This window comes from Inhella sp., assembly GCF_027532025.1.
Classification (GTDB): domain Bacteria; phylum Pseudomonadota; class Gammaproteobacteria; order Burkholderiales; family Burkholderiaceae_C; genus Inhella.
Map to the genome: position 1 here is coordinate 1 of NZ_JAPZSY010000114.1, position 19,015 is coordinate 19,015.

The window sequence follows — 19,015 nt, forward strand, 5'->3', positions numbered from 1 at the left end:
GCCTGCTGCGAAGCCGGCCGCCAAGCCTGCTGCGAAGCCGGCCGCCAAGCCTGCTGCGAAGCCGGCCGCCAAGCCTGCTGCGAAGCCGGCCGCCAAGCCTGCTGCGAAGCCGGCCGCCAAGCCTGCTGCGAAGCCGGCCGCCAAGCCAGAAGCGAAGAAGGCGACCGCCACCAAGCAGCCGCCTGCTAAACCTGCGCCTGCTGCCAAGACCACGCTGAGCCCGCAAGCGGCTTGGCCCTTCCCCACGGGCAACAAGCCCTGAGGCAGGTCGACACGGCCGGGGCTTGGGTCCCGACTGTGCCGCGGTCTTCACGCCCGCCTCGTGCGGGCGTTTTTTCGTCTCGACCCCAACCCATCGGGCCGCCCACTGCGACCCTTTTCGAGTCTCAGGGGTGGAACAGACCGACTTCGTAGCCGCTCGGCGCCGAAGCGCCCCCTCGGGCCCCTGCGGCGTCCTTCAGGCGGAAGGTGGTTTGAAGGGCCAACTGCCCCCCGCCGTCCAAACGGTCGCGTTCACTGCCCAGGTCTTGGGGTGACAGGGCCTTGCGCAGCACGACTTGACCTTGGCCATCCATCAGGCGCAAGTCCACCCAAGGGACGGCCAAGCGAGTGCCGCTGCGGTTGTGGAGGGTGAGTTTGAGCTGGAACGCACCGCCCTGTGGGGTGGGTTGGAGGCTGCTCGCTCCCACGCTCCAGCCGTCCAGCCGCGCCCAGGGCGAGGCCTCGCAGCGGGGGCACAGCCGGCTGGCCCAGGCGTCCAAACCCGGCCACTGCGCCCGCAGCGCCGCGCGCTCGGTCCAAGCCCATTGAAGGGGCAAGGCCATGGTCAGCAAGGTGGCACTCAGGACCATGACGAGCCGCCAGCCGCGCCGAGGCGGGGAGACAGAGGCTGGCGCCCAGGCCGAGAACGTTCTTTCGAACCCAGAAGCGCCGGGCGTTGCGGGCGACTCCGGGCCCAGCAACGTCCGCATGCGCTGATTGAGTGCGTCGGGATCGACCGCCGGATCCATGGCTTCCCAGACCGGCTCGGCGGGGGCCGATGCCCCGCGCTCGCCCTCGCGAGGGGGTTCGTCCCAGGTCGGATCTGAACGCCCGTCGCCGTCTCTCAGGGCGGGAGACTCCGCCAGGGTGCTCGGGAAGTCGGCGTCGTCCCGTTCTACAGACGGGCGGGCCGGGGCGGCCGCGGAGGGCGGACGAGATGGAGCGCGGGCGGACGCGGGCCTGGGCGGTGGCGCTGCAACCCGTTGAGCTGGGGGAGCGGGCGAGGCCTGGGGCGCGACCGAAGCGGCCGGTTCGCCAAACGCCACCGATGCCCCTGTTTCCAGGTCAAACAAACTGACGCGGGCGTCGAACACCGCGTCACAGCGGCCGCAACGAACGAGCCCCTCGCTGGCGGTGAGTTGCGCCCGTTGAACGCGGAAACTGGTGCCGCAGTCGGGGCAGCGAGTGGCCAGCGCGCCCATGGCTCAGTCGCACCGCCCGCTGAGCAGGACCCAGCCTTCCTGTTGATCGGCCACGCTCAGCGACAACCAAGGCGCGTACACCGCGGCGAGTTCTTCGGCTTGGCGCTCCAGCAAGCCGGCCAGCAGCAGCCGCCCTCCTGGCGCCACATGCTGGCACAGCAGGGGGGCCAGCAGCTTGAGCGGCGTGGCCAAGATGTTGGCCACGACCAGGCCGTACTGGCCCTGGGCAAGGTCGGGCAGGCCCACTTGCAGCACCACGCCATTGGCCGTGGCGTTCTGGGTGGTGGCCGTCACCGCGGCCGGGTCGATGTCGACCGCGTCGATCGAGGGGGCGCCGAGCAAGCCAGCCGCGATGGCCAGGATGCCGGAACCGCAGCCGTAGTCCAGCACGCGCGGCACGCTAGCCCATGCCGCCGGGCCCTGCTGGGCCAGCCAGCGCAGGCACATGCGCGTGGTGGGATGGGTGCCCGTCCCAAACGCCAAGCCCGGGTCCAGCCTCATCACCGTGCGGGCTTGCGGCGGTGTCTCGTGCCAACTCGGGACGATCCAGAAACGGTCGGTGATGGGCACCGGGGCGAACTGGGACTGGGTGATCCGCACCCAATCTTGTTCGTCCACCGTGACCAGCCCTTGCACGTGCAGGTCTTGGGCAAAGTGCTGCGCCATCAGCAGCGTGGCCGCCTCTTGGGCGGCAGAAGGGTCGGGGAACAAGGCCTTCAAGACCGAACGCTCCCAGCCCGTCCGGGGTGCTGGCATGCCGGGCTCGCCAAACAGGGCGTGTTCGTCGGGGCTGTCGGCATCGGCGTCTTCCACCGTGACCGACAAGGCCTCCAATTCCATCAGCGCGTCGCTGACGAGTTCCACCCGCTCTTGCGGACAGATGAGGCCAAGCTCGACGAGAGCGGTGCTCAACGCTTGTGCTGGGCCATCCAGCCCTCGAGGTAGTGGATGCTCGTGCCGCCCTCAACGAACTTGGCGTCGACCATCAGTTCGCGATGCAGCGGGATGTTGGTCTGGATGCCTTCCACCACCGTCTCGCTCAGGGCGGTGCGCATGCGCGCCAGCGCCTGCTCGCGTGTGTCGCCGTGGACGATGATCTTGCCGATCATGCTGTCGTAGTTCGGGGGCACGAAGTAGTTGGTGTACGCGTGCGAGTCCACCCGCACGCCGGGACCACCGGGGGCGTGCCACATGGTGATGCGGCCGGGGCTGGGTGTGAACTTGACGGGGTCTTCGGCGTTGATGCGGCACTCGATGGCATGGCCGCGCAATTCGACCTGCCGCTGGCTGAACGGCAGCTTATCGCCGAAAGCGATGCGGATTTGCTGCTGGACGATGTCGATGCCGGTGACCCATTCGGTCACTGGGTGCTCCACCTGCACCCGTGTGTTCATCTCGATGAAGTAGAACTCGCCGTTTTCGTACAAGAACTCGAACGTGCCCGCACCGCGGTAGCCGATCTTCTTGCAGGCGGCGGCACAGCGTTCGCCCACTTTTTCAATCAAGCGCCGGGGAATGCCGGGGGCCGGCGCTTCTTCGATGATTTTTTGGTGACGGCGCTGCATGGAGCAGTCGCGCTCACCCAGCCACAGGGCGTTCTTGTGTTGGTCGGCCAGCACCTGGATTTCGATGTGCCTCGGGTTCTCGAGGAACTTTTCCATGTACACGGCCGGGTTGCCGAAGGCCGCGCCTGCCTCGGCCTTGGTGGTTTGCACGGCGTGCAGCAAGGCCGCTTCGGTGTGCACCACCCGCATGCCGCGGCCGCCACCCCCCCCTGCGGCCTTGATGATGACCGGGTAACCCACTTGGCGGGCGATGCGGACGATTTCCTTCGGGTCTTCCGGCAGGGCGCCTTCGGAGCCCGGCACACAAGGCACGCCAGCCTTGATCATGGCCTGCTTGGCCGAGACCTTGTCGCCCATGATACGGATGGCCTCGGGCGTGGGCCCAATGAAGACAAAGCCGCTGGATTCGACGCGCTCGGCAAAGTCGGCGTTCTCGCTCAGGAAGCCGTACCCGGGGTGGATGGCCTCGGCGTCGGTCACCTCCGCCGTGGCGATGATGGCCGGCATGCTGAGATAGCTTTGGGCCGAGGGCGCCGGGCCGATGCACACGGCCTCGTCCGCCAGCTTGACGTACTTGGCGTCGCGGTCGGCCTCGGAATACACCACGACCGAGCGGATGCCCATTTCGCGGCAGGCGCGCTGGATTCGGAGGGCGATCTCGCCCCGGTTGGCAATGAGGATCTTCTTAAACATGGTGGGCCCGGGGCTCGATCGCCCCCTGCGCTGCGCACAGGGCGCGATGTGCCGTGCCTTGGGCACGTCCGCGCTGCGCGCGACCGCCCCGGTTGGCAATGAGGATGTTCTTAAACATGGTGGGCCCGGGGCTCGATCGCCCCCTGCGCTGCGCACAGGGCGCGATGTGCCGTGCGGCCGGCACGTGCGTCCCAATGGACCATCAGGATCTGCTTGAACACCGAGCGAACCTCACTCAATGATGAACAGGGGCTGGCCGAATTCGACCGCCTGGCCGTTCTCGCACAGGATCTTGGTGATGGTGCCGGTGGCGTCGGCTTCGATCTCGTTCATGATCTTCATGGCTTCGATGATGCACAGCGGCTCGCCGGACTTGACCGCCTGGCCGACCTCCACAAAGGCTTTGGCGTTGGGGCCGGAGGCGCGGTAGAAGGTGCCGACCATCGGTGACTTGACGGTGTGTCCGCTGGGCGGGGCTTCCGCGGCGGGGGCGGTGGCTGGGGCAGCGACCGGAGCGGCCACCGTGACGGCGGCGGGGGCCATAGGGGCCGGCGCGGCGGCCATCACGTGGGTCACGGCCGGCGCCGGGGCGGCCTTGACGATGCGGACCTTCCCTTCGGCCTCGGTGATTTCCAGCTCCGAGACGTTGCTCTCGGAGACGAGGTCGATCAGGGTTTTGAGTTTGCGCAGGTCCATCAAGGGGCTCCGTTCTTGTGGGGTTCTGTGGGGGGCAGCTGCGTCAAGGCGTGCTGCAGGGCCAGGCGGTAGCCCAGGGGCCCGAGTCCACAGATGACGCCGACGGCCAAGTCGGACAGGTAACTGTGGTGGCGGAACGCTTCGCGGCGGTGCACATTGCTGAGGTGCACCTCCACGAACGGGATGGCCACCGCGGCCAAGGCGTCGCGCAGCGCCACGCTGGTGTGCGTGAAGGCTGCTGGGTTGATGACGATGTAGCGGGTGCCGTCCAGCCGGGCCGCGTGGATGCGGTCGAGCAGGGCGCCCTCGTGGTTGCTTTGGAAGTGCTCGAGCGCCACCCCCGCAGCCGCCGCTTGGGCCACCAATTCGGCGTTGATCTCGGCCAGCGTCGTCCGGCCATAGACCTCGGGCTCGCGGGTGCCGAGCAGGTTCAGATTGGGGCCGTGGAGGACGAGAATGCTCATCTAGAGCCGCTTGCCTAGAAACAGGAAGGGGCGAACTTTAAGCGTTTTCGTTACAGATCGGCACTGTTTTTCGCCAGATGGCAAAAGGGAAAGGCTTTAGCTCAGGGAAAGCACCAGGGCATCGAGCTCTGCCCGGTGGGTTTGACCACGCCGGCGCCACCGCACCCGCCCTTGCGGATCGAAAGCCAAGGTGAAAGGCAAGGCACCCGTGGTGTTACCGAATTTTCGCGTCCATTGCGCGCCGTTCAGGCCCGCCAGGCCACTCGGAAAGGCCAGGGGCGGCGATTGGCGCGCCAGGAATTGGCGCACCGGCGTGGGGGCGTCCACGGCCAGACCGACCACTTGCCAGCCGGCTTGGCCGCGTGCGGCTTGAGCCTGGGCGAAGCCGGACAAGTCGGGCACCTCTTTCAGGCAGGGCGCGCACCACGTGGCCCAAAAGTTCACCAGCAGCCAGCGACCTCGGTGGTCCGCCAGGCTCAGTTCGCCGCCCTCGGGGCGGGTGAAGCGACTGTCCCACCACCCATCGGGGGCGGTTTCGGGGGGGGCTGGGGCGGGGGCGGGCGGCGCGGCCACGCCGGCCAGGGGCCAGCCCAGCGTCGCCAACAGCAGGGGGCGGCGGTTCATGAGGGGGTGGACTCCAAGAGGGCGCGCAGGGCGGCGCAGTCGCCGCGCTCGCTGCGACCGCGGGCATCGGGCAGCAGACTGCCCCGCCGCGCCCGGGTGTCGTGCACCGTGAGGTGCAAGCCCACCTGCTGATGCAGGGCGGGGCAAGGCACGAGCAGGGCCAGGGTGGTCAGGGGGTGGCCGCGTTCGTCGCGGTCTTGCACGCCGGGTTCGGGGCTCAGGCCGGCATTGATCAGCGCAATTTCTGGCGCCTTGGGGTCGTCGCTGTAGAGCAGGAGGTGCAGGTCGGACAGGTGGTTGGCCGTGCCTCGCCACGCAGCGCCGGTGAGCTGGGGCTCGAAGTCGGCCAAACGGTCCATCCAGCGCAGCGCGGTTTCGCGTAGGGCACGCAACTCGCCGGGTTGGGTGTCTGCCTGGAACAGCGCGAGGTGTTCGAACAGCGCGTCCTCCACGGCCACGTGGCTGGGCAGGGCGGTGCGCGGCGGCAGTCCCAAGTCCTTCAAGGCCCGTTGCTTGGCCGACCCCCAGGGCATGCCCTCTTCGGCGATCAGCCGCGCCGCAGCCTGGGCAATTTCGGTGTCGAGTTCGGTCATGGGCCGGGGATGGGGGTGGCTTGGTGGAATCGGAGGCGCCAGCCGTGGGCGGCATCGAGCTGCCAAAGCGAGCTGCGCCAAGTGCTGGGCCGATCCCGGGCTTGGCTCTTCCAGGTGAGCAAGGCCAGCGAATCGCTCAGGGCCTGCAGTTGGACGTCCCCTCGGTGACTTGGCCCGTCGCTGGGCGACAAGGTCTGCAAGACATCGCCCCGCGTCCAGCGTTTGCCGGACTGACCGAACTCCAAGAAGTCAGGGTGGAGCAGGGCGTTGAAGTCGCCGGCCAGCAGCCGGTCCTCCAGGGCGAGCAGGGTGTTCAGCAGCGGGGTCATGGCACCTGCACGGCGCCCATGCGGGCTTGGATGGTGGCGCTGCGTCCCGCCAGGTAGGGGGAGTTGGGCTGGCGCTCGAAGCGTTTGGGTGCGGGCAGCATGACGGCCAGGCGGGCGGCCTGGGCCGCGCTCAGTTGCCGGGCCGGCACGCGAAAGTAGTGGCGCGCGGCGGCTTCGGCGCCGAACACGCCTTCGCCCCACTCGACGTGGTTCACATAAAGCTCCAACAGGCGGCGTTTGCTCAGCAGGCCTTCCAGCGCCAGGGTCAGCAGGGCTTCCTGGGCCTTGCGCAGGAAGGTGCGTTCGCCGCTCAAAAACAGGTTCTTGGCCAGTTGCTGGGTGAGGGTGGAGCCTCCGACGACCTTGGGTGGGCGCCGGCTGCCGCGTTGCTGGACGCGCTGCTCGGCCTTTTGGTTCTTGTCCCAAGCGCCTTGCACGGCCTCCCACTCGATGCCGCCGTGCTCGGCAAAGCCCGCGTCTTCGCTGGCGATGATGGCCCGCGGCAGGTGCGGCGAGACGGCACTCAGGGGAACCCAGTCTTGCGACCACGCCAAGCGCCCTTGTTGGCCCAGGATGCGTCGGGCCTCGCTGCGTTGGAAGGTGGTGGACGCCGGGTCGACCCCGATCATCAGCGCGACGCGCGCCACGAAATAAAGCTGCAGGCTGATGGCGGCCAAGGCCAACAGGGCCAAGAGGCGCAGCAGGCGGCTCATGCGGTGTTGGCCTCGGCGCGCAGCGCCTCCAGCACGGGCGTGGGGTCGGGTCGCTGGCCGGTCCACAGCGCGAAAGCCTCGGCCGCTTGCTGCACCAGCATGCCCAGCCCGTCTCGAGTCTGGGCCCCTTGGGCGCGGGCCCAGCTCAGGAACGGCTCTGCGGCCGGGCCGTAGACGAGGTCCAGCGCCCAGCCCCCGGGTTTGACGAGTCCCGATGGCAGCGCCAGGGCTTGCCCACCGAGGCCCGCGCTGGTGCCGTTGATGACGCCGTCGTACACGGCGCCGCCGTCCAGTTGACCCAGGGTTTTGAGGTTGACACCGTGCCGGCGAGCCAGCGGCAGGTGCCGCTCGACGAGGGCGCTGGCCTTGTCCGGGCTGCGGTTGTGGATGCGGATTTCGGCGGCCCCGGCTTCGATCAACGGGGCCAACGCCCCCGCACAAGCGCCACCGGCGCCCAGCAGCAGCACCCGCTTGCCGGACAACGCGAAGCGCGCGGCGACGAGGTCGTAGACGAGGCCGATGCCGTCGGTGTTGTCGGCCCACAGGGTGTCGCCCTCGAAGCCCAGGGTGTTGGCCGCGCCCGCCAGCTGGGCGCGCGGGCTGGCTTGGGTGGCCAAGGTCAGTGCCTCGGGCTTGAAGGGCAGGGTGACGTTGCAGCCGCGCCAGCCGCGGGTGCGGAGCTCCGCCACGGTGGCGGCGAAGCCATCCAGCGGCGCCAAGACGGCCTGGTAGTCCACCGACAGCCCCAGTTGCTGCGCGAAGGCCGTGTGGATGCGCGGCGAGCGGCTGTGGGCGATGGGGTGGCCGATGACGGCGAGGCGGATCGGGGCGTCGGGGTTCACGGGGCGGCCTCTTTCAGTTGGGCGTGCAAGCCAGTGTCGCGGTCGAAGGTGAAGCGCGCGCTGATGACCAGCACCTCGGCTTCGGCGCGCATGGCCGGGCTGAAGGGGCCGAAGGGTGCGCTGGCCCGCACGATGGCCACGGCGCGCCGGTCCAACAGCGAACTGTCGCTGGGCACCACCACCTCGGTGCCCCGCACGCGGCCCTCGGCGTCGACGCTGATGTTCATGGTCAGCGTGCCGTACAGCTTGCGCCCACTCTGGGTGGGAAAGTCGCGGGTGCCGCGGGCCTCGATGCGGCGACGCACGCGGTCGTAGTACTGGGCGTAGGCCACTTCCTGCGTGGCCGGGCTGACGTAGCGCTGGCGTGGTCCGGCGCTGTTCTCGTTGACGCGACGCTCGATCTGCGCCAGCAGGGCCAGCAGCAGGCGGCGGCGCTCGGCTTGGTCGCGGCCTTCGGCCGTGGCCGCCTCGGCCTCGGGGTTGGGTTCCGGCAACTTGGCCAAGTCCCGTCGCACCTGGGCCAGCAGTGCTTGTTGTTGTTGCTGCAGGGCTTGCACGGCGCGTTGTTGCAGGTCGGGGGCATCGCCCAGCTCCTGGGCCACCGACGGCGGCAGGGGGCTGAAGCTGCGCTCGTCGGGCCGGCCGTCGCCGCCGCCGTCCAACTGGGCCTGCGCCAAGGCCTTGGCTTGGGTGGGCGCGCGTGGCCCCTGCGCATTGACCAGCACGACCTCGAGCCGCTCTTCCACCCAACGCCGCGTGGCGCTTCCCGGCGTGGCGAGTTGGACGAACAGCAGCAGGGCGTGCAGACCGAGGGACAACGTGAGCGCCCACTGCAGCGGGGAGTTGGGCCTGCGCCAGCGGCGGCGTGCGGGCGCGCCGGGCGAGGCCGAAGCGGGCGTTTCTTCCGCGATTTCCGTGGGCGCGAAATCACTGGGCCGCGACAGCAGCTCGGTGGGCGACCACGCGGTGTTCATCCAGCCGCACCCCCGCTGTCGGCGGCTTGGGCGTCGGTCAGATCTACCGCCACGGTGATGGGGGTGGCGGCTTGTGCGGCCTCGTCGTCGTCCTCGGCGTCGTCGGATGGCGCGGCAGGGGCCGCCAGGCGTTCCAGCAGGCGCGCATGCAGGTCGAGGGTGAGCAGGTCGACGCCGGTGATCTGCACGCGCACGGCCTCGCCCCGCGCCAGGGCTTCGACGCCGAGGGTCTTGAAGACCAGGGGCAGGGTGTCGGCGCGCACCAGGCCCAGGTCGTTGCGCATGACGCTGGCGGTGAGGGTGCTGGTGCCGGTTTGCTGCAGGTGGCGCAGGCACCAGTAGCGTTCGATCTGCTGCTGGAAGCCGTTGTAGGCGGTGTAAGCGGCGTCAAAGCTGCTGAGGATGGCGAACAGCTCGGCGTCCTTGGGCTTGAACGGTGCCACCAGCGCGGCCGTGCGGCCGTGGCGGATGGCGGCAATGAGTTGCCACTGGTTGACGAGGTCGACATAGCGGCGCAGCGGCGAGGTGCTCCAGGCGTAGGCGGCCACGCCCATGCCGGCATGGGGCAGGGGCTTGACGCCCATGCGCACCTTGATGCCCGGTGCGAGGCTGGCTTGGCTGCGGTACAGGGCCGGCACGCCCAACTCGCCCAGCCACAGGCCCCAAGTGCTGTTGGCCAGGATCATGGCCTCGGCCACGATCAGGTCGAGCGCGGTGCCACGCGCGCGCACGCCGATGTGCACGGTCTCGTCGCCCGTGGGCGGGGCATCGCGCTCGCCGTCCAGCTTGAAGCTGTAATCAGGGCGGTTGAAGGTCTCGGGCTTGCCGCGCACGGCCTCGCGACCGGCCTTGAGGTGGCGCGCCAGGCGATGCGCGAAGGCGAGCTCGGTGGCAAACGGGTAGTCGGCGGGCGCCTCTCCCGTGAGGCTGGCTTCGGTCACGATGCCGTCGAGCTGGTCGTGCCGCAGGTTGGCCACGATGGGCACCTGCTCGATGCGGCTTTCGGTGGCCTTCACCTCCAGCGTGGCTTCGTCCAACGTGACGTACAGGCTCAGCGCCGGGCAGTCGCGGCCTTCCACCAGGGTGTAGGCCTGCACCACGCTGTCGGGCAGCATGGTGATCTTCCAGCCCGGCATGTAGACCGTAGACAGGCGGGTGCGGGCCACCTGGTCCAAGGCGGAGCCGGGCGCGATGGCCAGGCCCGGCGCGGCGATGTGCACGCCGAAGGTGACCGTGCCGCTGCCCAGGCCTTGCACCGACAGCGCGTCGTCGATTTCGGTGGTGCTGCTGTCGTCGATGGAGAACGCGGCCACGTTGGCGCGGGGCAGGGCGTCGATGGCGGGCGCTTCCAAGGGCTGGAAGCCCGTGCCTTTCGGGAAGTGCTCGAACAGGAAGCGCTGCCAGTGAAAGCTGTAGGGGCTGGTGATGGCGCCGGCCGTCTGCAGCAGGTCCAGCGGCGCACGTTTGCTTTGCAAGGCGGCTTGCACCAAGGCCTTGTACTCGGGCCCATTTTTGTCGGGCTTGAACAGCAGCTTGTAAATGTGCGCCTGCAGCGCCTCGGGGCAGCGGCCGGCCACCAGCTCGGCGGTCCACTGCTCGATCTGCAAGTTCTGCAGGCGGCGCTTTTCAAGTCCGGCCAGCGCGGCCTGCACCTGCTCTTGGGGGGCCTTCTTGAATTGGCCGCCTTTGCCCGCGCGGCGGAAGTAGTGCGGGGCACCCGTCAGGGCCAGCCAGCAGGCCAACTCGTGATCCAGCCCGGCGCTGGCGCTGAAGTAGTCGCGCGCCAGATCGGCGTGGCCGAAGTCGCCCTCCGGGGCGAACTCCCAGGCCAGGTCGAGGTCGAAACCCTGGGCCAGGGTCTGGGCCGCCTGGATCAAGGCGGCGGGCCCGGGTTTGTCAAACTTGGCCAGAAGTTGCGCCTGCTTGATCTTGACCCGCTTGCCCGAGTCGAGTTCGATCTGCAGCGTCGCGTCTGCTTCGGAAAGGATGCGGCCGCCTTGGAGCTTGCCGCTGTCGTCGTACAACCCATGCATCCGGCGGATTGTGGCCGACCGGGCTGGCCCACCCGGTCCAGTGGCCACTTCCTACACTGGTCGACCCTGTCGCTTGAATATCGCGCCCCAAGCGTGCCCCATGTTGGCCTGGAGCGCGCCGCTGATCACCGCCCAGCCGATGACGCACACCGCTTACCAGACGCTCGACCTTCGCCACAGCCCGCGGGCCCAGGCTTACGCGTTTTACCGCCAGGCGGAGCGTCCGCGCTGGGGCCTGACGTTTGCGGTCGATCTCGGCCCCTTGTTGGCTTGCCTGCCGGCGTGGCGAGCGGATTTGCCGGGGCTGACGCCCTTCGTGGCTTACCACCACGCCATCTTGCGCGCGGCCAACGCGGTGCCGGCGCTGCGTCAGCGCCTTACGCCAGACGGTGTGGTTCAGTGGCATTCGGTGGATGCCACCCCCACCGTGCTGCGCGACGACGAGAGCTATGCGGTGGCTCGCTTGGTGTACGCCGAGCGCTTGGACGATTTCGTGGCGCCGGCGATGGCCGCCGTGGCTCGGGCTCGGCAGCCTGACGCCCCATGGGGCGTTCGTACCGAGCAAAGCGGCGAGCTGCACATGACCACCCTGCCGGGCGTGACCTTCACGCACTTCACCCATGCCCGACGTGGCGGCTTCGACGATGCCACGCCCAGCGTGGCGCTGGGCCGCTTTGAGCGCGATGGGCAGCGCGTGTGCATGCCCGTCAACCTCGAGGTGCATCACGCCCTGGTGGATGGGCTGCACGTCGGCCGCTTCGTGGAGGCGTTGCAGGCGCTGCTGGCCGAGCCCCAAGGGCTGCGTTGAACCGTTAGCGCCGCAGCCGGAACCGCTGCACCACGCCGGCCAACTCGGCAGCCTGGAGTTTGAGGCTGTCGGCGGCGGCGGCCGCTTGCTCCACCAGCGCGGCGTTTTGCTGGGTCAGGCGGTCAAGCTCCTGCACGGCCTGCCCCACCTCGGCGATGTCATGGCTCTGCACCGAGGCGCGCTGGTCGATGTCGGCGATGAGTTGCGCCACCTGCTGAACCTGGGTCACGATGTCGGCCATGGTGCTGCCGGCCTCGCCCACCTGGGTGCTTCCGGTGCTCACCTTCTCCATGCTGTCGGCGATCAACCGCTTGATTTCCCGCGCCGCCTCGGCGCTGCGTCCCGCCAGCATGCGCACCTCGCTGGCCACGACCGCGAAGCCGCGGCCGGCTTCACCGGCACGCGCCGCTTCGACGGCGGCGTTCAGGGCCAGGATGTTGGTTTGGAAGGCGATGCCGTCGATGACGCCGATGATGTCGCCGATGCGTCGTGAGGCGGTCTGGATGTCGCTCATGGTGGCCACCACCCGGCCCACGGCTTCGCCCCCTTGGCTGGCCACGCTGCGAGCAGCGTCGGCCAATCCGCTGGCGCTGCGGGCCGTGTCGGCGGTTTGGCGCACGCCCTCGGTCAAGGTGGCCATGCTCGATGCCGTGCGCTGCAACTCCGCCGCGGTGGCCTCGGTGCGCTGGCTCAGGTCGGTGTTGCCCAGTGCGATTTCGGTGCTGCCGGTGGCAATCGAGTCGCTGCTGCGGTTCACCGTGCTCACCAAGTTTTCCAGCTGCGCCTGCATGGTGGCCAAGGCCTCCAGCAGTTGCGCGGTCTCGCCCCGGCCGACCACGTCGATGCTCTGGCTCAAGTCGCCCGCGGCCACGCGCTCGGCCACACGGACGGCCTCGTGGATGGGCTGCGCCACTTGCCGGCTGGTGCGGCTGCCAAGCCCAAAGAGCCCCACCGCTGCGATCAACGCCCCGATGCCGATGCCCCATCGGGCTTGTGCCGCCGTGGCTTGGCTCTGCTGGTGCACGGCTTCGGCCTGGGTTTCGATCAAACCGCTCAGGGCCTCCATTTCGCTTTCCAAGGCTTTGAAGGCCCCCTCGAACGCTGGCATGCGGGCCTGGGCGGCACTGGCGTCGGTGAAGGCCAGCGAAACCACCTGCTGCGCCTCCGCGATGTAGGCCTCCAAGGCCGGCCGAACCTTGCGAACCGCCGCCCGTGTCGTGTCGTCCAGGGGCAGCGAGGCCAACTCGTCGATGGCCTTCTGAAAGGTCGCCCGATGTTCGGTCAGGTCGGCTTCCACGCCTTGGCGAGCGTCGGCGCGCCCTTGGGTGCCGGCCAGCAGCGCCGCAAGGACGTCACTGCGCAGGGCGTCGTGCATCATGTCCGCGCTCATCTGGTCGCGCAGCGCCGAGCTGCTGTGGCTGATGGACTGGCTGTTGTCCACCAGGCGTTCGCTGCTCCAAAGCCCAATGACGCCCACCAGCGCCACGAAGGCGATGCCCACCCCATTCACCCCCAGCAACTGGCGGCGGATCGATCCATTGAACATCGCTTCTCCGAAGAAATGGCCGCGTCGGATGTCGACGCGGTGAGGCGCAGCTTAGCGGGGCTGCACCAACTCAAAGAGACAGCCCGCCCGACACCTCCAGCACGGTGCCGGTGATGTAGGCCGCGTCGGCACTGGCCAAAAAGGCATAGGCCGACGCAATGTCCTCGGGCTGACCCAGGCGCTGCAGGGGCACCAACGCCGTCATCTTGTCCGTCACCTTGCTGGGCACAGCCGCGGTCATGGGCGTGGCGATGAAGCCTGGCGCCACCGCGTTCACACGCACCCCTTTGGGGCCCAATTCGCGCGCCCAGGTCTTGGTCATGCCGATGACGCCGGCCTTGGCAGCGGCGTAGTTGGTCTGCCCGTAATTGCCGTGCAAGCCCACCACCGAGCTCGTGTTGACGATGCAGCCTTGGCTGGCGATCAAGGCCGGCAGGCAGGCCTGGGCGCCATGGAAGACGCCGCGCAGGTTCACGTCGATGACTTGGTCGAACTGCTCGGCGCTCATCTGGTCGAGGCGGGCATCGCGGGTGATGCCGGCGTTGTTGATCAGCACGTCCAGCCGCCCCCAGCGCGCCAGGGTGGCCGCCACCGCGGCGTCCCAGGTGCCGCGCTCGGCCACGTTGCCGGCGTGGCTCAGCACCTCGGCACCCAGGGCCTCGCATTGCCCGGCCACGGCCAGCAAGGGTTCGGGTTTCAGGTCGAGCAAGGCCAGGCGTGCGCCTTCGCGGGCGAAGCGCAGGGCGGTGGCTGCGCCAATGCCTTGGGCGGCGCCGGACAGCAGCACCACGGTTTGGGGGAATCGAAGGCTCATCGTGGATCTCAGGAAGTCGACAACAAGTGACGGGTGAATTCGGGTTGCCAGCGGGCAAAGTCGCTGAGCGCATGGTCGCTGCCGCCCAGCAGCAGCACGCGCCCCAGGCCGTAGCGCGCGAGCATGTCGCGCCAGTCCAGCACCTCGTCGCCCTTGGCGATCAAGGCCATCCAGCGTGGGGCATCGCTGAGGCGCCCTGCGTGAAGGCGCTGCAGTTCGGTCACGTACTCGGGGCGAAAGAAGAAGGACGATTCCGGGGCATGCCACTGGCGGTTTTCGCCGATGTAGGCGGCCAAGTCGCGGGCCGGGCTCACGGCTGGGTTCAACAGGCCCACGCGCCAGTTGGGGCGTTGTTGTCCCACCCAGGCGGCGTAAAAGCCGCCGAGCGAGCTGCCCACCACGGCGCAGCCGGTGTCGGGCCAGTCGCCCACGAGGGCCATCACCTCGGCCATGGCTTGCGCCGGTGACGGGGGCAGGGCGGGGCAACTCCAGTGCAGGTTTTGGGTTTGCGCCCAGGCCCGCATTCGCTGGGCCTTGGCCGATTGCGGGCTGGAGCGAAAACCATGGAGGTAGAGCAGGTGGGTCAGGGTTGACACGATCAGGATTCACCCCAGGGGGCGCGACATGACGAAAGCCAGTGTAGGCAGGCCTCGTTAGGCTCCGCGCCTTTCGGCGACACGGTCTCACCCCAAGCGGGCGCCGTGCCATGTCTTTCACGGCCGGCTCCGGTCGCGCCCCCCCGAGGTGATCCCATGCAATTCTTCAAGCCCGTCCTCAGTGCTTTGACCCTGGCGGTGTTGAGCCTGCCGGCTTGGTCGCAAGACGCCCCCAAGCCGGCCAATGGTCAGCCTGCTGCCGCTGGCGCAGGCGCTGCGCCAGCCGCCCGTCCGCCGGCCGATCCCACGGCGCTGAAGCCCTTCGCCGAAATCAGCAAAGATTTCAAGGAAGAGAAGGGCCTGTTCTCGATCTGGCGCAAGGACGAGAAGGTGCTGCTGGAAGTGCCCCGCGCGATGCTGAACAAGCCCTTCATGTTCACCGTCAACATCGCCAACGCCATTGGTGAGCGTGGGGCGTACGCCAGCCAGATGGGCCCGGATGCCATGGTGGAGTTCCGCCTGGTGGGTCGCACGTTGCAACTGATTGCCCTGAACAACAAGTTCCGCGCCTCGGGCCAGGGCAAGGCCGCCGTCGAGCAGGCCTTCTCGCCCAGCTTGCTGGCCAGCACTTCGGTGGGCAGCGCCGACCACGCCGAGCGCAAGAGCTTCCTGGTGGACGCCAACTTCTTGCTCGCCGACATCCCGGGCTACGCCACGCGGTTGGAGTTCGCCTACCGCTTGCCCTACGCCCCCGACCGAGGCAACAGCTTCTTCGCCGCTGCACGCGCCGACGAGGGCCTGACCACGCTGACGGCCCGCATGCACTTCGCCACGCCGCGCATCCCGGCACCGCCCCTGATGCCCAGCCCCGTGCCGATGCCCACCCCGCCGCAGGCGACGCCCGACCCACGCAGCTTCTTCGTGGACTACGTCTACAACTTCAAGGCGCTGCCCGAAAAGCCCATGGCCGTGCGCCACATCGACCCGCGTCTGGGTCACTTCATGGAGAGCTACACCGACCTCGACGGCGACCTCAAGGCTAACCCGCGTGTGCACATGCTGACTCGCTGGCGCCTGGAGAAAAAGGACCCGAACGCCGAACTGAGCGAACCGGTCACGCCCATCACCTATTGGATGGACAAGAACATCCCCGCCCGCTACCGCGGTGCGGTGGAGGCCGGCATCCTGGAGTGGAACAAGGCCTTCGAGAAGATCGGTTTCAAGAATGCCGTGGTGGCCAAGCAGCAACCCGACGACGCCAAGTGGGACAACATGGACGCCAGCCATGCGTCGATCCGTTGGTTCGTGGGGGCGGACGTGGGCTTCGCCATCGGCCCGAGCCACACCGACCCGCGCACCGGTGAAATCTTGGATGCCGACATCGGCATGAGCGATGTTTTCGCCCGCGGCTCGCGCCGCTTCATCGTCGAAGACACGACGGCGACCAGCAGCCTGGACAAGTTGGCCCAACTGTCCCTGAGCTGGAAAGACGGCAGCAAGTTCAACGCATTCTGCAATTACGGCCATTTGGCCGCGCAGGAGATGAACTTCGCCATGGACATCCTGGAGGCCCGTGGCGACTTGGACCCCGACAGTCCCGAGGCCGAGGCCTTTGTGCAGTCGGTGGTCAAAGACGTCATCATGCACGAGGTGGGTCACACGCTGGGCCTCAAGCACAACTTCAAGGCCAGCACCACCATCACGGCCGCGCAGCTGCGCGACAAGGCCTTCACCGAGACCCGAGGCATCTCCGGCTCGGTGATGGACTACAACGCTTACAACGTCCCGCTCAAAGGCGAAAAGGTGGGGTCGTACAACATGCCCACGCTCGGCGCCTACGACTACTGGGCCATCGAGTACGCCTACAAGCCCCTGGACCCAGCGACCGAGAAGGCCGAGTTGGCCAAGATTGCCGCCCGCTCCACCGAGCCCGCGTTGCTGTACGCCGACGACATGGACGCAGCCGGTGGCATGGACCCCCTGGCCAACCTGTTCGATTTGGGCGACGACCCCTTGGCCAACTTTGGCAAGCGCCTTCAGCTGGCCAAGGAGCTGTGGGTTCGCGTGCAGGAGCGTGGTGCCAAGCCGGGTGACGATCCGCAGCGCACCCGCCGCGTGATCCTCTCCAGCCTGAACCAGCTGGGCCGCGGTGCCGATCCGGTGTCGAAGTACGTCGGCGGTGTCAACGCGCTGCGGGACCTGCCGGGCACCACTGGCCGTGCGGCTTTCACGCCCATCGCCCCAGCCAAGCAGCGCGAAGCGCTCAAGGCCCTGGCCTCCGGCTTGTTCAGCGCCGACAGCTTCCAGTTCCGCCCTGAGTTCCTGAGCAACATCCAGATCGATTACAACGAGTGGGACCGTGGCGGTCTGCTGGACATCTCGGGTGCTGTGCTGCGCATGCAGCTGGGCTCTTTGGACCGCCTGCTGAGCGCTCCCACCGCCAAGCGCCTGCTGGAGCTGCCGGCCTACGTGCCGGAAGCCCAGCGCAAAGGTGTCATCACCTTGAGCGAGGTGTACGGCACTGTGCAAGTCGCGGTCTGGAGCGAGCTGAAGTCGGGCAAGGAAGTCGACCGTTTGCGTCGCAATCTGCAGCGCGAGCACCTCAAGCGCGTGGTCAGTCTGCTGACCAAGGGCGCACCCGCGCTGCCGGCCGATGCCTTGAGCCTGGTGCGTTGGCATGCCAACGCCCTGGCTGCTGACTTGCGAGCCGCGCAGGCGAAGACCGGTGGGACTTCGATCGAGACCCGCGCCCACCTGGCCGACAGCCTCTCGGCGCTCAACGAGGCCCTGCGCGCCACGATGAGCCGCAGTTGAGCCATGGATGGGTCCCGGGTCGCCATGCGGCTCGGGGTCGTCGCTCCTGGGCCGGCAATGCCGGCCCTTTTCTATGGCTTCAGCCCCGGGCCTGCAGCCCCGCCAGCAGCTTGGCGTGGATGCCACCGAAACCGCCATTGCTCATGCACAGCAGGTGGTCGCCAGCGCGGGCCTCGTTCAGGATGGCCTGCACCAGCTCGTCGATGTTGTCGGCCACGTGCACGCGCTCGCCCATCAAGGCCAAGGCCGCACCCGGGTCCCAGCTCAGGCCGCTGCGGTGGCAAAAACTCTGATCGGCGTCCTCCAAGGCCCAGGGCAATTGGGCCTTCATGGTGCCCAGCTTCATGGTGTTCGAGCGGGGCTCGAACACGGCCAAGATGCGTTCGGCTGGTTTCAAGCGGCGGCGCAGTCCGTCCACAGTCGTGCGGATGGCGGTGGGGTGGTGGGCGAAGTCGTCGTACACCGACACCCCCGCCACGGTGCCGCGCAACTCCATGCGGCGGCGCACGTTCTCGAAGCGCCCCAGGGCGGCGCAGGCCGCCTCGATGGCAATGCCCACGCTTTCGGCCGCTGCCAGGGCGGCCAGGGCGTTGAGCTGGTTGTGCTCGCCGGTCAGGTTCCAGGCCACATGGCCCACTTGCAGGCTGCCGCGCAGCACGTCGAAGGCGTGAGGTTCGCCCCGGGCCCGCAACACGCCGGGCTCTTCTTTGCGCGCCCCAAAGGCTTGCACGGGCGTCCAGCAGCCCCGCGCCAGAACGCGGCTCAAAGCCTCTTCCCGGGCGTTGACCACGAGCTTGCCCGCGCTGGGCACGGTGCGCACCAGGTGGTGGAACTGCGTCTCGATGGCGGCCAAGTCCGGAAAGATGTCGGCGTGGTCGTGCTCGAGGTTGTTCAAGACGGCCGTGCGCGGGCGGTAATGCACGAACTTGCTGCGCTTGTCGAAAAACGCGCTGTCGTACTCGTCGGCCTCGATGACGAAGGGCGAGCCGGGCGCGCCCAGGCGGGCCGAGGTGGGGAAGTTCATCGGCACACCGCCGATCAGATAGCCCGGCTGATGCCCGGCGGATTCCAAGATCCACGCCAGCATGGCCGTGGTCGTGGTCTTGCCGTGGGTGCCCGCCACGGCCATCACGTGCCGGCCTTGCAGCACATGCTCCTGCAGCCACTGCGGGCCGCTGGTGTAAGGCGCGCCAGCGTTCAAGAGGGCCTCCATCAGCGGATTGCCGCGGCTGACCACATTGCCCACGACGTAGAGGTCGGGCTGGAGCGACATCTGCTCGGGGCTCCAGCCCTCGATCAGTTCGATCCCCAACTGCGTGAGCTGATCGCTCATCGGCGGGTAGACGTTGGCGTCGCAGCCGGTGACTTTGTGGCCGGCCTCGACCGCGATGGCCGCCAAGCCGCCCATGAAGGTGCCGCAAATGCCCAGGATGTGAAGGTGCATGAAC

General features: G+C 68.4%; 18 protein-coding genes and 2 pseudogenes. 3 read left to right on the top strand and 17 right to left on the bottom strand.

The genetic code is table 11. The features are described 5' to 3' along the window. Positions 1 to 262 (top strand): annotated as a pseudogene (locus tag O9335_RS14015) (transcriptional regulator); the annotation flags it as partial. A 124-nt stretch (positions 263 to 386) separates the two neighbouring features. On the opposite strand, the gene O9335_RS14020 reads toward O9335_RS14015, so the two are convergent. From O9335_RS14020 to O9335_RS14080, 13 genes and pseudogenes are all read right to left on the bottom strand, one after another. After that, positions 387 to 851 (bottom strand): DUF3426 domain-containing protein, encoded by a 465-nt coding sequence (locus O9335_RS14020; RefSeq protein WP_298389198.1) that lies wholly within the window; start codon positions 849 to 851, stop codon positions 387 to 389. Positions 852 to 1,352: 501 nt separating this feature from the next. Beyond that, positions 1,353 to 1,463 (bottom strand): annotated as a pseudogene (locus tag O9335_RS14025) (MJ0042-type zinc finger domain-containing protein); the annotation flags it as partial. 3 nt (positions 1,464 to 1,466) lie between these two features. Further along, positions 1,467 to 2,375: a 50S ribosomal protein L11 methyltransferase gene (prmA, locus tag O9335_RS14030; RefSeq protein WP_298389165.1), complete on the bottom strand. Its 909-nt coding sequence runs from the start codon at positions 2,373 to 2,375 to the stop codon at positions 1,467 to 1,469. After that, entirely contained in the window at positions 2,372 to 3,721 is a 1,350-nt protein-coding gene (gene accC, locus O9335_RS14035; protein WP_298389167.1) for an acetyl-CoA carboxylase biotin carboxylase subunit, read from the bottom strand. Before accC ends, prmA begins: the two co-directional genes overlap by 4 nt. 231 nt (positions 3,722 to 3,952) lie before the next feature. Further along, on the bottom strand, positions 3,953 to 4,417 hold the full coding sequence (gene accB / locus O9335_RS14040) for an acetyl-CoA carboxylase biotin carboxyl carrier protein (protein ID WP_298389169.1): 465 nt from the start codon (positions 4,415 to 4,417) through the stop codon (positions 3,953 to 3,955). Beyond that, positions 4,417 to 4,881 (bottom strand): type II 3-dehydroquinate dehydratase, encoded by a 465-nt coding sequence (gene aroQ, locus O9335_RS14045; RefSeq protein ID WP_298389171.1) that lies wholly within the window; start codon positions 4,879 to 4,881, stop codon positions 4,417 to 4,419. The genes accB and aroQ overlap by 1 nt, the downstream gene beginning before the upstream one ends. A 96-nt stretch (positions 4,882 to 4,977) precedes the next feature. Continuing rightward, the gene (locus O9335_RS14050; protein WP_298389173.1) at positions 4,978 to 5,505 is read right to left on the bottom strand and encodes a TlpA disulfide reductase family protein; all 528 of its coding nucleotides are present in this window, start codon (positions 5,503 to 5,505) and stop codon (positions 4,978 to 4,980) included. Further along, positions 5,502 to 6,098: a hypothetical protein gene (locus tag O9335_RS14055; RefSeq protein ID WP_298389175.1), complete on the bottom strand. Its 597-nt coding sequence runs from the start codon at positions 6,096 to 6,098 to the stop codon at positions 5,502 to 5,504. The genes O9335_RS14050 and O9335_RS14055 overlap by 4 nt, the downstream gene beginning before the upstream one ends. Continuing rightward, a complete protein-coding gene (locus O9335_RS14060) occupies positions 6,095 to 6,427 on the bottom strand; it encodes a DUF4440 domain-containing protein (protein WP_298389177.1) in 333 nt (110 codons plus the stop codon). The genes O9335_RS14055 and O9335_RS14060 overlap by 4 nt, the downstream gene beginning before the upstream one ends. Beyond that, positions 6,424 to 7,140, bottom strand: a complete 717-nt coding sequence (gene mtgA, locus O9335_RS14065) for a monofunctional biosynthetic peptidoglycan transglycosylase (RefSeq protein ID WP_298389179.1) — start codon at positions 7,138 to 7,140, stop codon at positions 6,424 to 6,426. Before mtgA ends, O9335_RS14060 begins: the two co-directional genes overlap by 4 nt. Then, positions 7,137 to 7,982 (bottom strand): shikimate dehydrogenase, encoded by an 846-nt coding sequence (gene aroE, locus O9335_RS14070; protein ID WP_298389181.1) that lies wholly within the window; start codon positions 7,980 to 7,982, stop codon positions 7,137 to 7,139. The genes mtgA and aroE overlap by 4 nt, the downstream gene beginning before the upstream one ends. Further along, positions 7,979 to 8,956, bottom strand: coding sequence for an energy transducer TonB (locus O9335_RS14075; protein WP_298389183.1), 978 nt, complete (start codon positions 8,954 to 8,956; stop codon positions 7,979 to 7,981). The genes aroE and O9335_RS14075 overlap by 4 nt, the downstream gene beginning before the upstream one ends. Continuing rightward, positions 8,953 to 10,989: an RNB domain-containing ribonuclease gene (locus O9335_RS14080; protein WP_298389185.1), complete on the bottom strand. Its 2,037-nt coding sequence runs from the start codon at positions 10,987 to 10,989 to the stop codon at positions 8,953 to 8,955. Before O9335_RS14080 ends, O9335_RS14075 begins: the two co-directional genes overlap by 4 nt. 100 nt (positions 10,990 to 11,089) lie before the next feature. Here O9335_RS14080 and O9335_RS14085 point away from each other — a divergent pair, with 100 nt between their 5' ends. Beyond that, positions 11,090 to 11,797: a CatA-like O-acetyltransferase gene (locus tag O9335_RS14085; protein ID WP_298389187.1), complete on the top strand. Its 708-nt coding sequence runs from the start codon at positions 11,090 to 11,092 to the stop codon at positions 11,795 to 11,797. 4 nt (positions 11,798 to 11,801) lie between these two features. Here O9335_RS14085 and O9335_RS14090 read toward each other — a convergent pair whose 3' ends face one another. The 3 genes from O9335_RS14090 to O9335_RS14100 all read right to left on the bottom strand — a co-directional run bounded on the left by O9335_RS14090 (position 11,802) and on the right by O9335_RS14100 (position 14,753). Continuing rightward, positions 11,802 to 13,343, bottom strand: coding sequence for a methyl-accepting chemotaxis protein (locus O9335_RS14090; protein WP_298389189.1), 1,542 nt, complete (start codon positions 13,341 to 13,343; stop codon positions 11,802 to 11,804). Between the two features lie 70 nt (positions 13,344 to 13,413). Next, complete coding sequence (gene fabG / locus O9335_RS14095; RefSeq protein ID WP_298389191.1) at positions 13,414 to 14,157, bottom strand: 3-oxoacyl-ACP reductase FabG; 744 nt, start codon at positions 14,155 to 14,157, stop codon at positions 13,414 to 13,416. Between the two features lie 8 nt (positions 14,158 to 14,165). Next, complete coding sequence (locus tag O9335_RS14100) at positions 14,166 to 14,753, bottom strand: YqiA/YcfP family alpha/beta fold hydrolase (RefSeq protein ID WP_298389193.1); 588 nt, start codon at positions 14,751 to 14,753, stop codon at positions 14,166 to 14,168. Between the two features lie 156 nt (positions 14,754 to 14,909). On the opposite strand from O9335_RS14100, the gene O9335_RS14105 reads away from it, so the two are divergent. Continuing rightward, positions 14,910 to 17,567: a zinc-dependent metalloprotease gene (locus tag O9335_RS14105; RefSeq protein ID WP_298389196.1), complete on the top strand. Its 2,658-nt coding sequence runs from the start codon at positions 14,910 to 14,912 to the stop codon at positions 17,565 to 17,567. A 79-nt stretch (positions 17,568 to 17,646) separates the two neighbouring features. Here the strand turns inward: O9335_RS14105 and mpl are convergent, their stop codons facing one another. Further along, the gene (mpl, locus tag O9335_RS14110; protein WP_298389200.1) at positions 17,647 to 19,011 is read right to left on the bottom strand and encodes a UDP-N-acetylmuramate:L-alanyl-gamma-D-glutamyl-meso-diaminopimelate ligase; all 1,365 of its coding nucleotides are present in this window, start codon (positions 19,009 to 19,011) and stop codon (positions 17,647 to 17,649) included. Positions 19,012 to 19,015 lie beyond the last annotated feature (4 nt).

What these genes read in the sequence shown, in the direction of transcription:
- O9335_RS14020 (WP_298389198.1), bottom strand. Translation starts at nt 851, where the DNA reads ATGGTCCTGAGTGCCACCTTGCTGACCATGGCCTTGCCCCTTCAATGG.
- accC (WP_298389167.1), bottom strand. Translation starts at nt 3,721, where the DNA reads ATGTTTAAGAAGATCCTCATTGCCAACCGGGGCGAGATCGCCCTCCGA.
- accB (WP_298389169.1), bottom strand. Translation starts at nt 4,417, where the DNA reads ATGGACCTGCGCAAACTCAAAACCCTGATCGACCTCGTCTCCGAGAGC.
- aroQ (WP_298389171.1), bottom strand. Translation starts at nt 4,881, where the DNA reads ATGAGCATTCTCGTCCTCCACGGCCCCAATCTGAACCTGCTCGGCACC.
- O9335_RS14050 (WP_298389173.1), bottom strand. Translation starts at nt 5,505, where the DNA reads ATGAACCGCCGCCCCCTGCTGTTGGCGACGCTGGGCTGGCCCCTGGCC.
- O9335_RS14055 (WP_298389175.1), bottom strand. Translation starts at nt 6,098, where the DNA reads ATGACCGAACTCGACACCGAAATTGCCCAGGCTGCGGCGCGGCTGATC.
- O9335_RS14060 (WP_298389177.1), bottom strand. Translation starts at nt 6,427, where the DNA reads ATGACCCCGCTGCTGAACACCCTGCTCGCCCTGGAGGACCGGCTGCTG.
- mtgA (WP_298389179.1), bottom strand. Translation starts at nt 7,140, where the DNA reads ATGAGCCGCCTGCTGCGCCTCTTGGCCCTGTTGGCCTTGGCCGCCATC.
- O9335_RS14075 (WP_298389183.1), bottom strand. Translation starts at nt 8,956, where the DNA reads ATGAACACCGCGTGGTCGCCCACCGAGCTGCTGTCGCGGCCCAGTGAT.
- O9335_RS14080 (WP_298389185.1), bottom strand. Translation starts at nt 10,989, where the DNA reads ATGCATGGGTTGTACGACGACAGCGGCAAGCTCCAAGGCGGCCGCATC.
- O9335_RS14085 (WP_298389187.1), top strand. Translation starts at nt 11,090, where the DNA reads ATGTTGGCCTGGAGCGCGCCGCTGATCACCGCCCAGCCGATGACGCAC.
- O9335_RS14090 (WP_298389189.1), bottom strand. Translation starts at nt 13,343, where the DNA reads ATGTTCAATGGATCGATCCGCCGCCAGTTGCTGGGGGTGAATGGGGTG.
- fabG (WP_298389191.1), bottom strand. Translation starts at nt 14,157, where the DNA reads ATGAGCCTTCGATTCCCCCAAACCGTGGTGCTGCTGTCCGGCGCCGCC.
- O9335_RS14105 (WP_298389196.1), top strand. Translation starts at nt 14,910, where the DNA reads ATGCAATTCTTCAAGCCCGTCCTCAGTGCTTTGACCCTGGCGGTGTTG.
- mpl (WP_298389200.1), bottom strand. Translation starts at nt 19,011, where the DNA reads ATGCACCTTCACATCCTGGGCATTTGCGGCACCTTCATGGGCGGCTTG.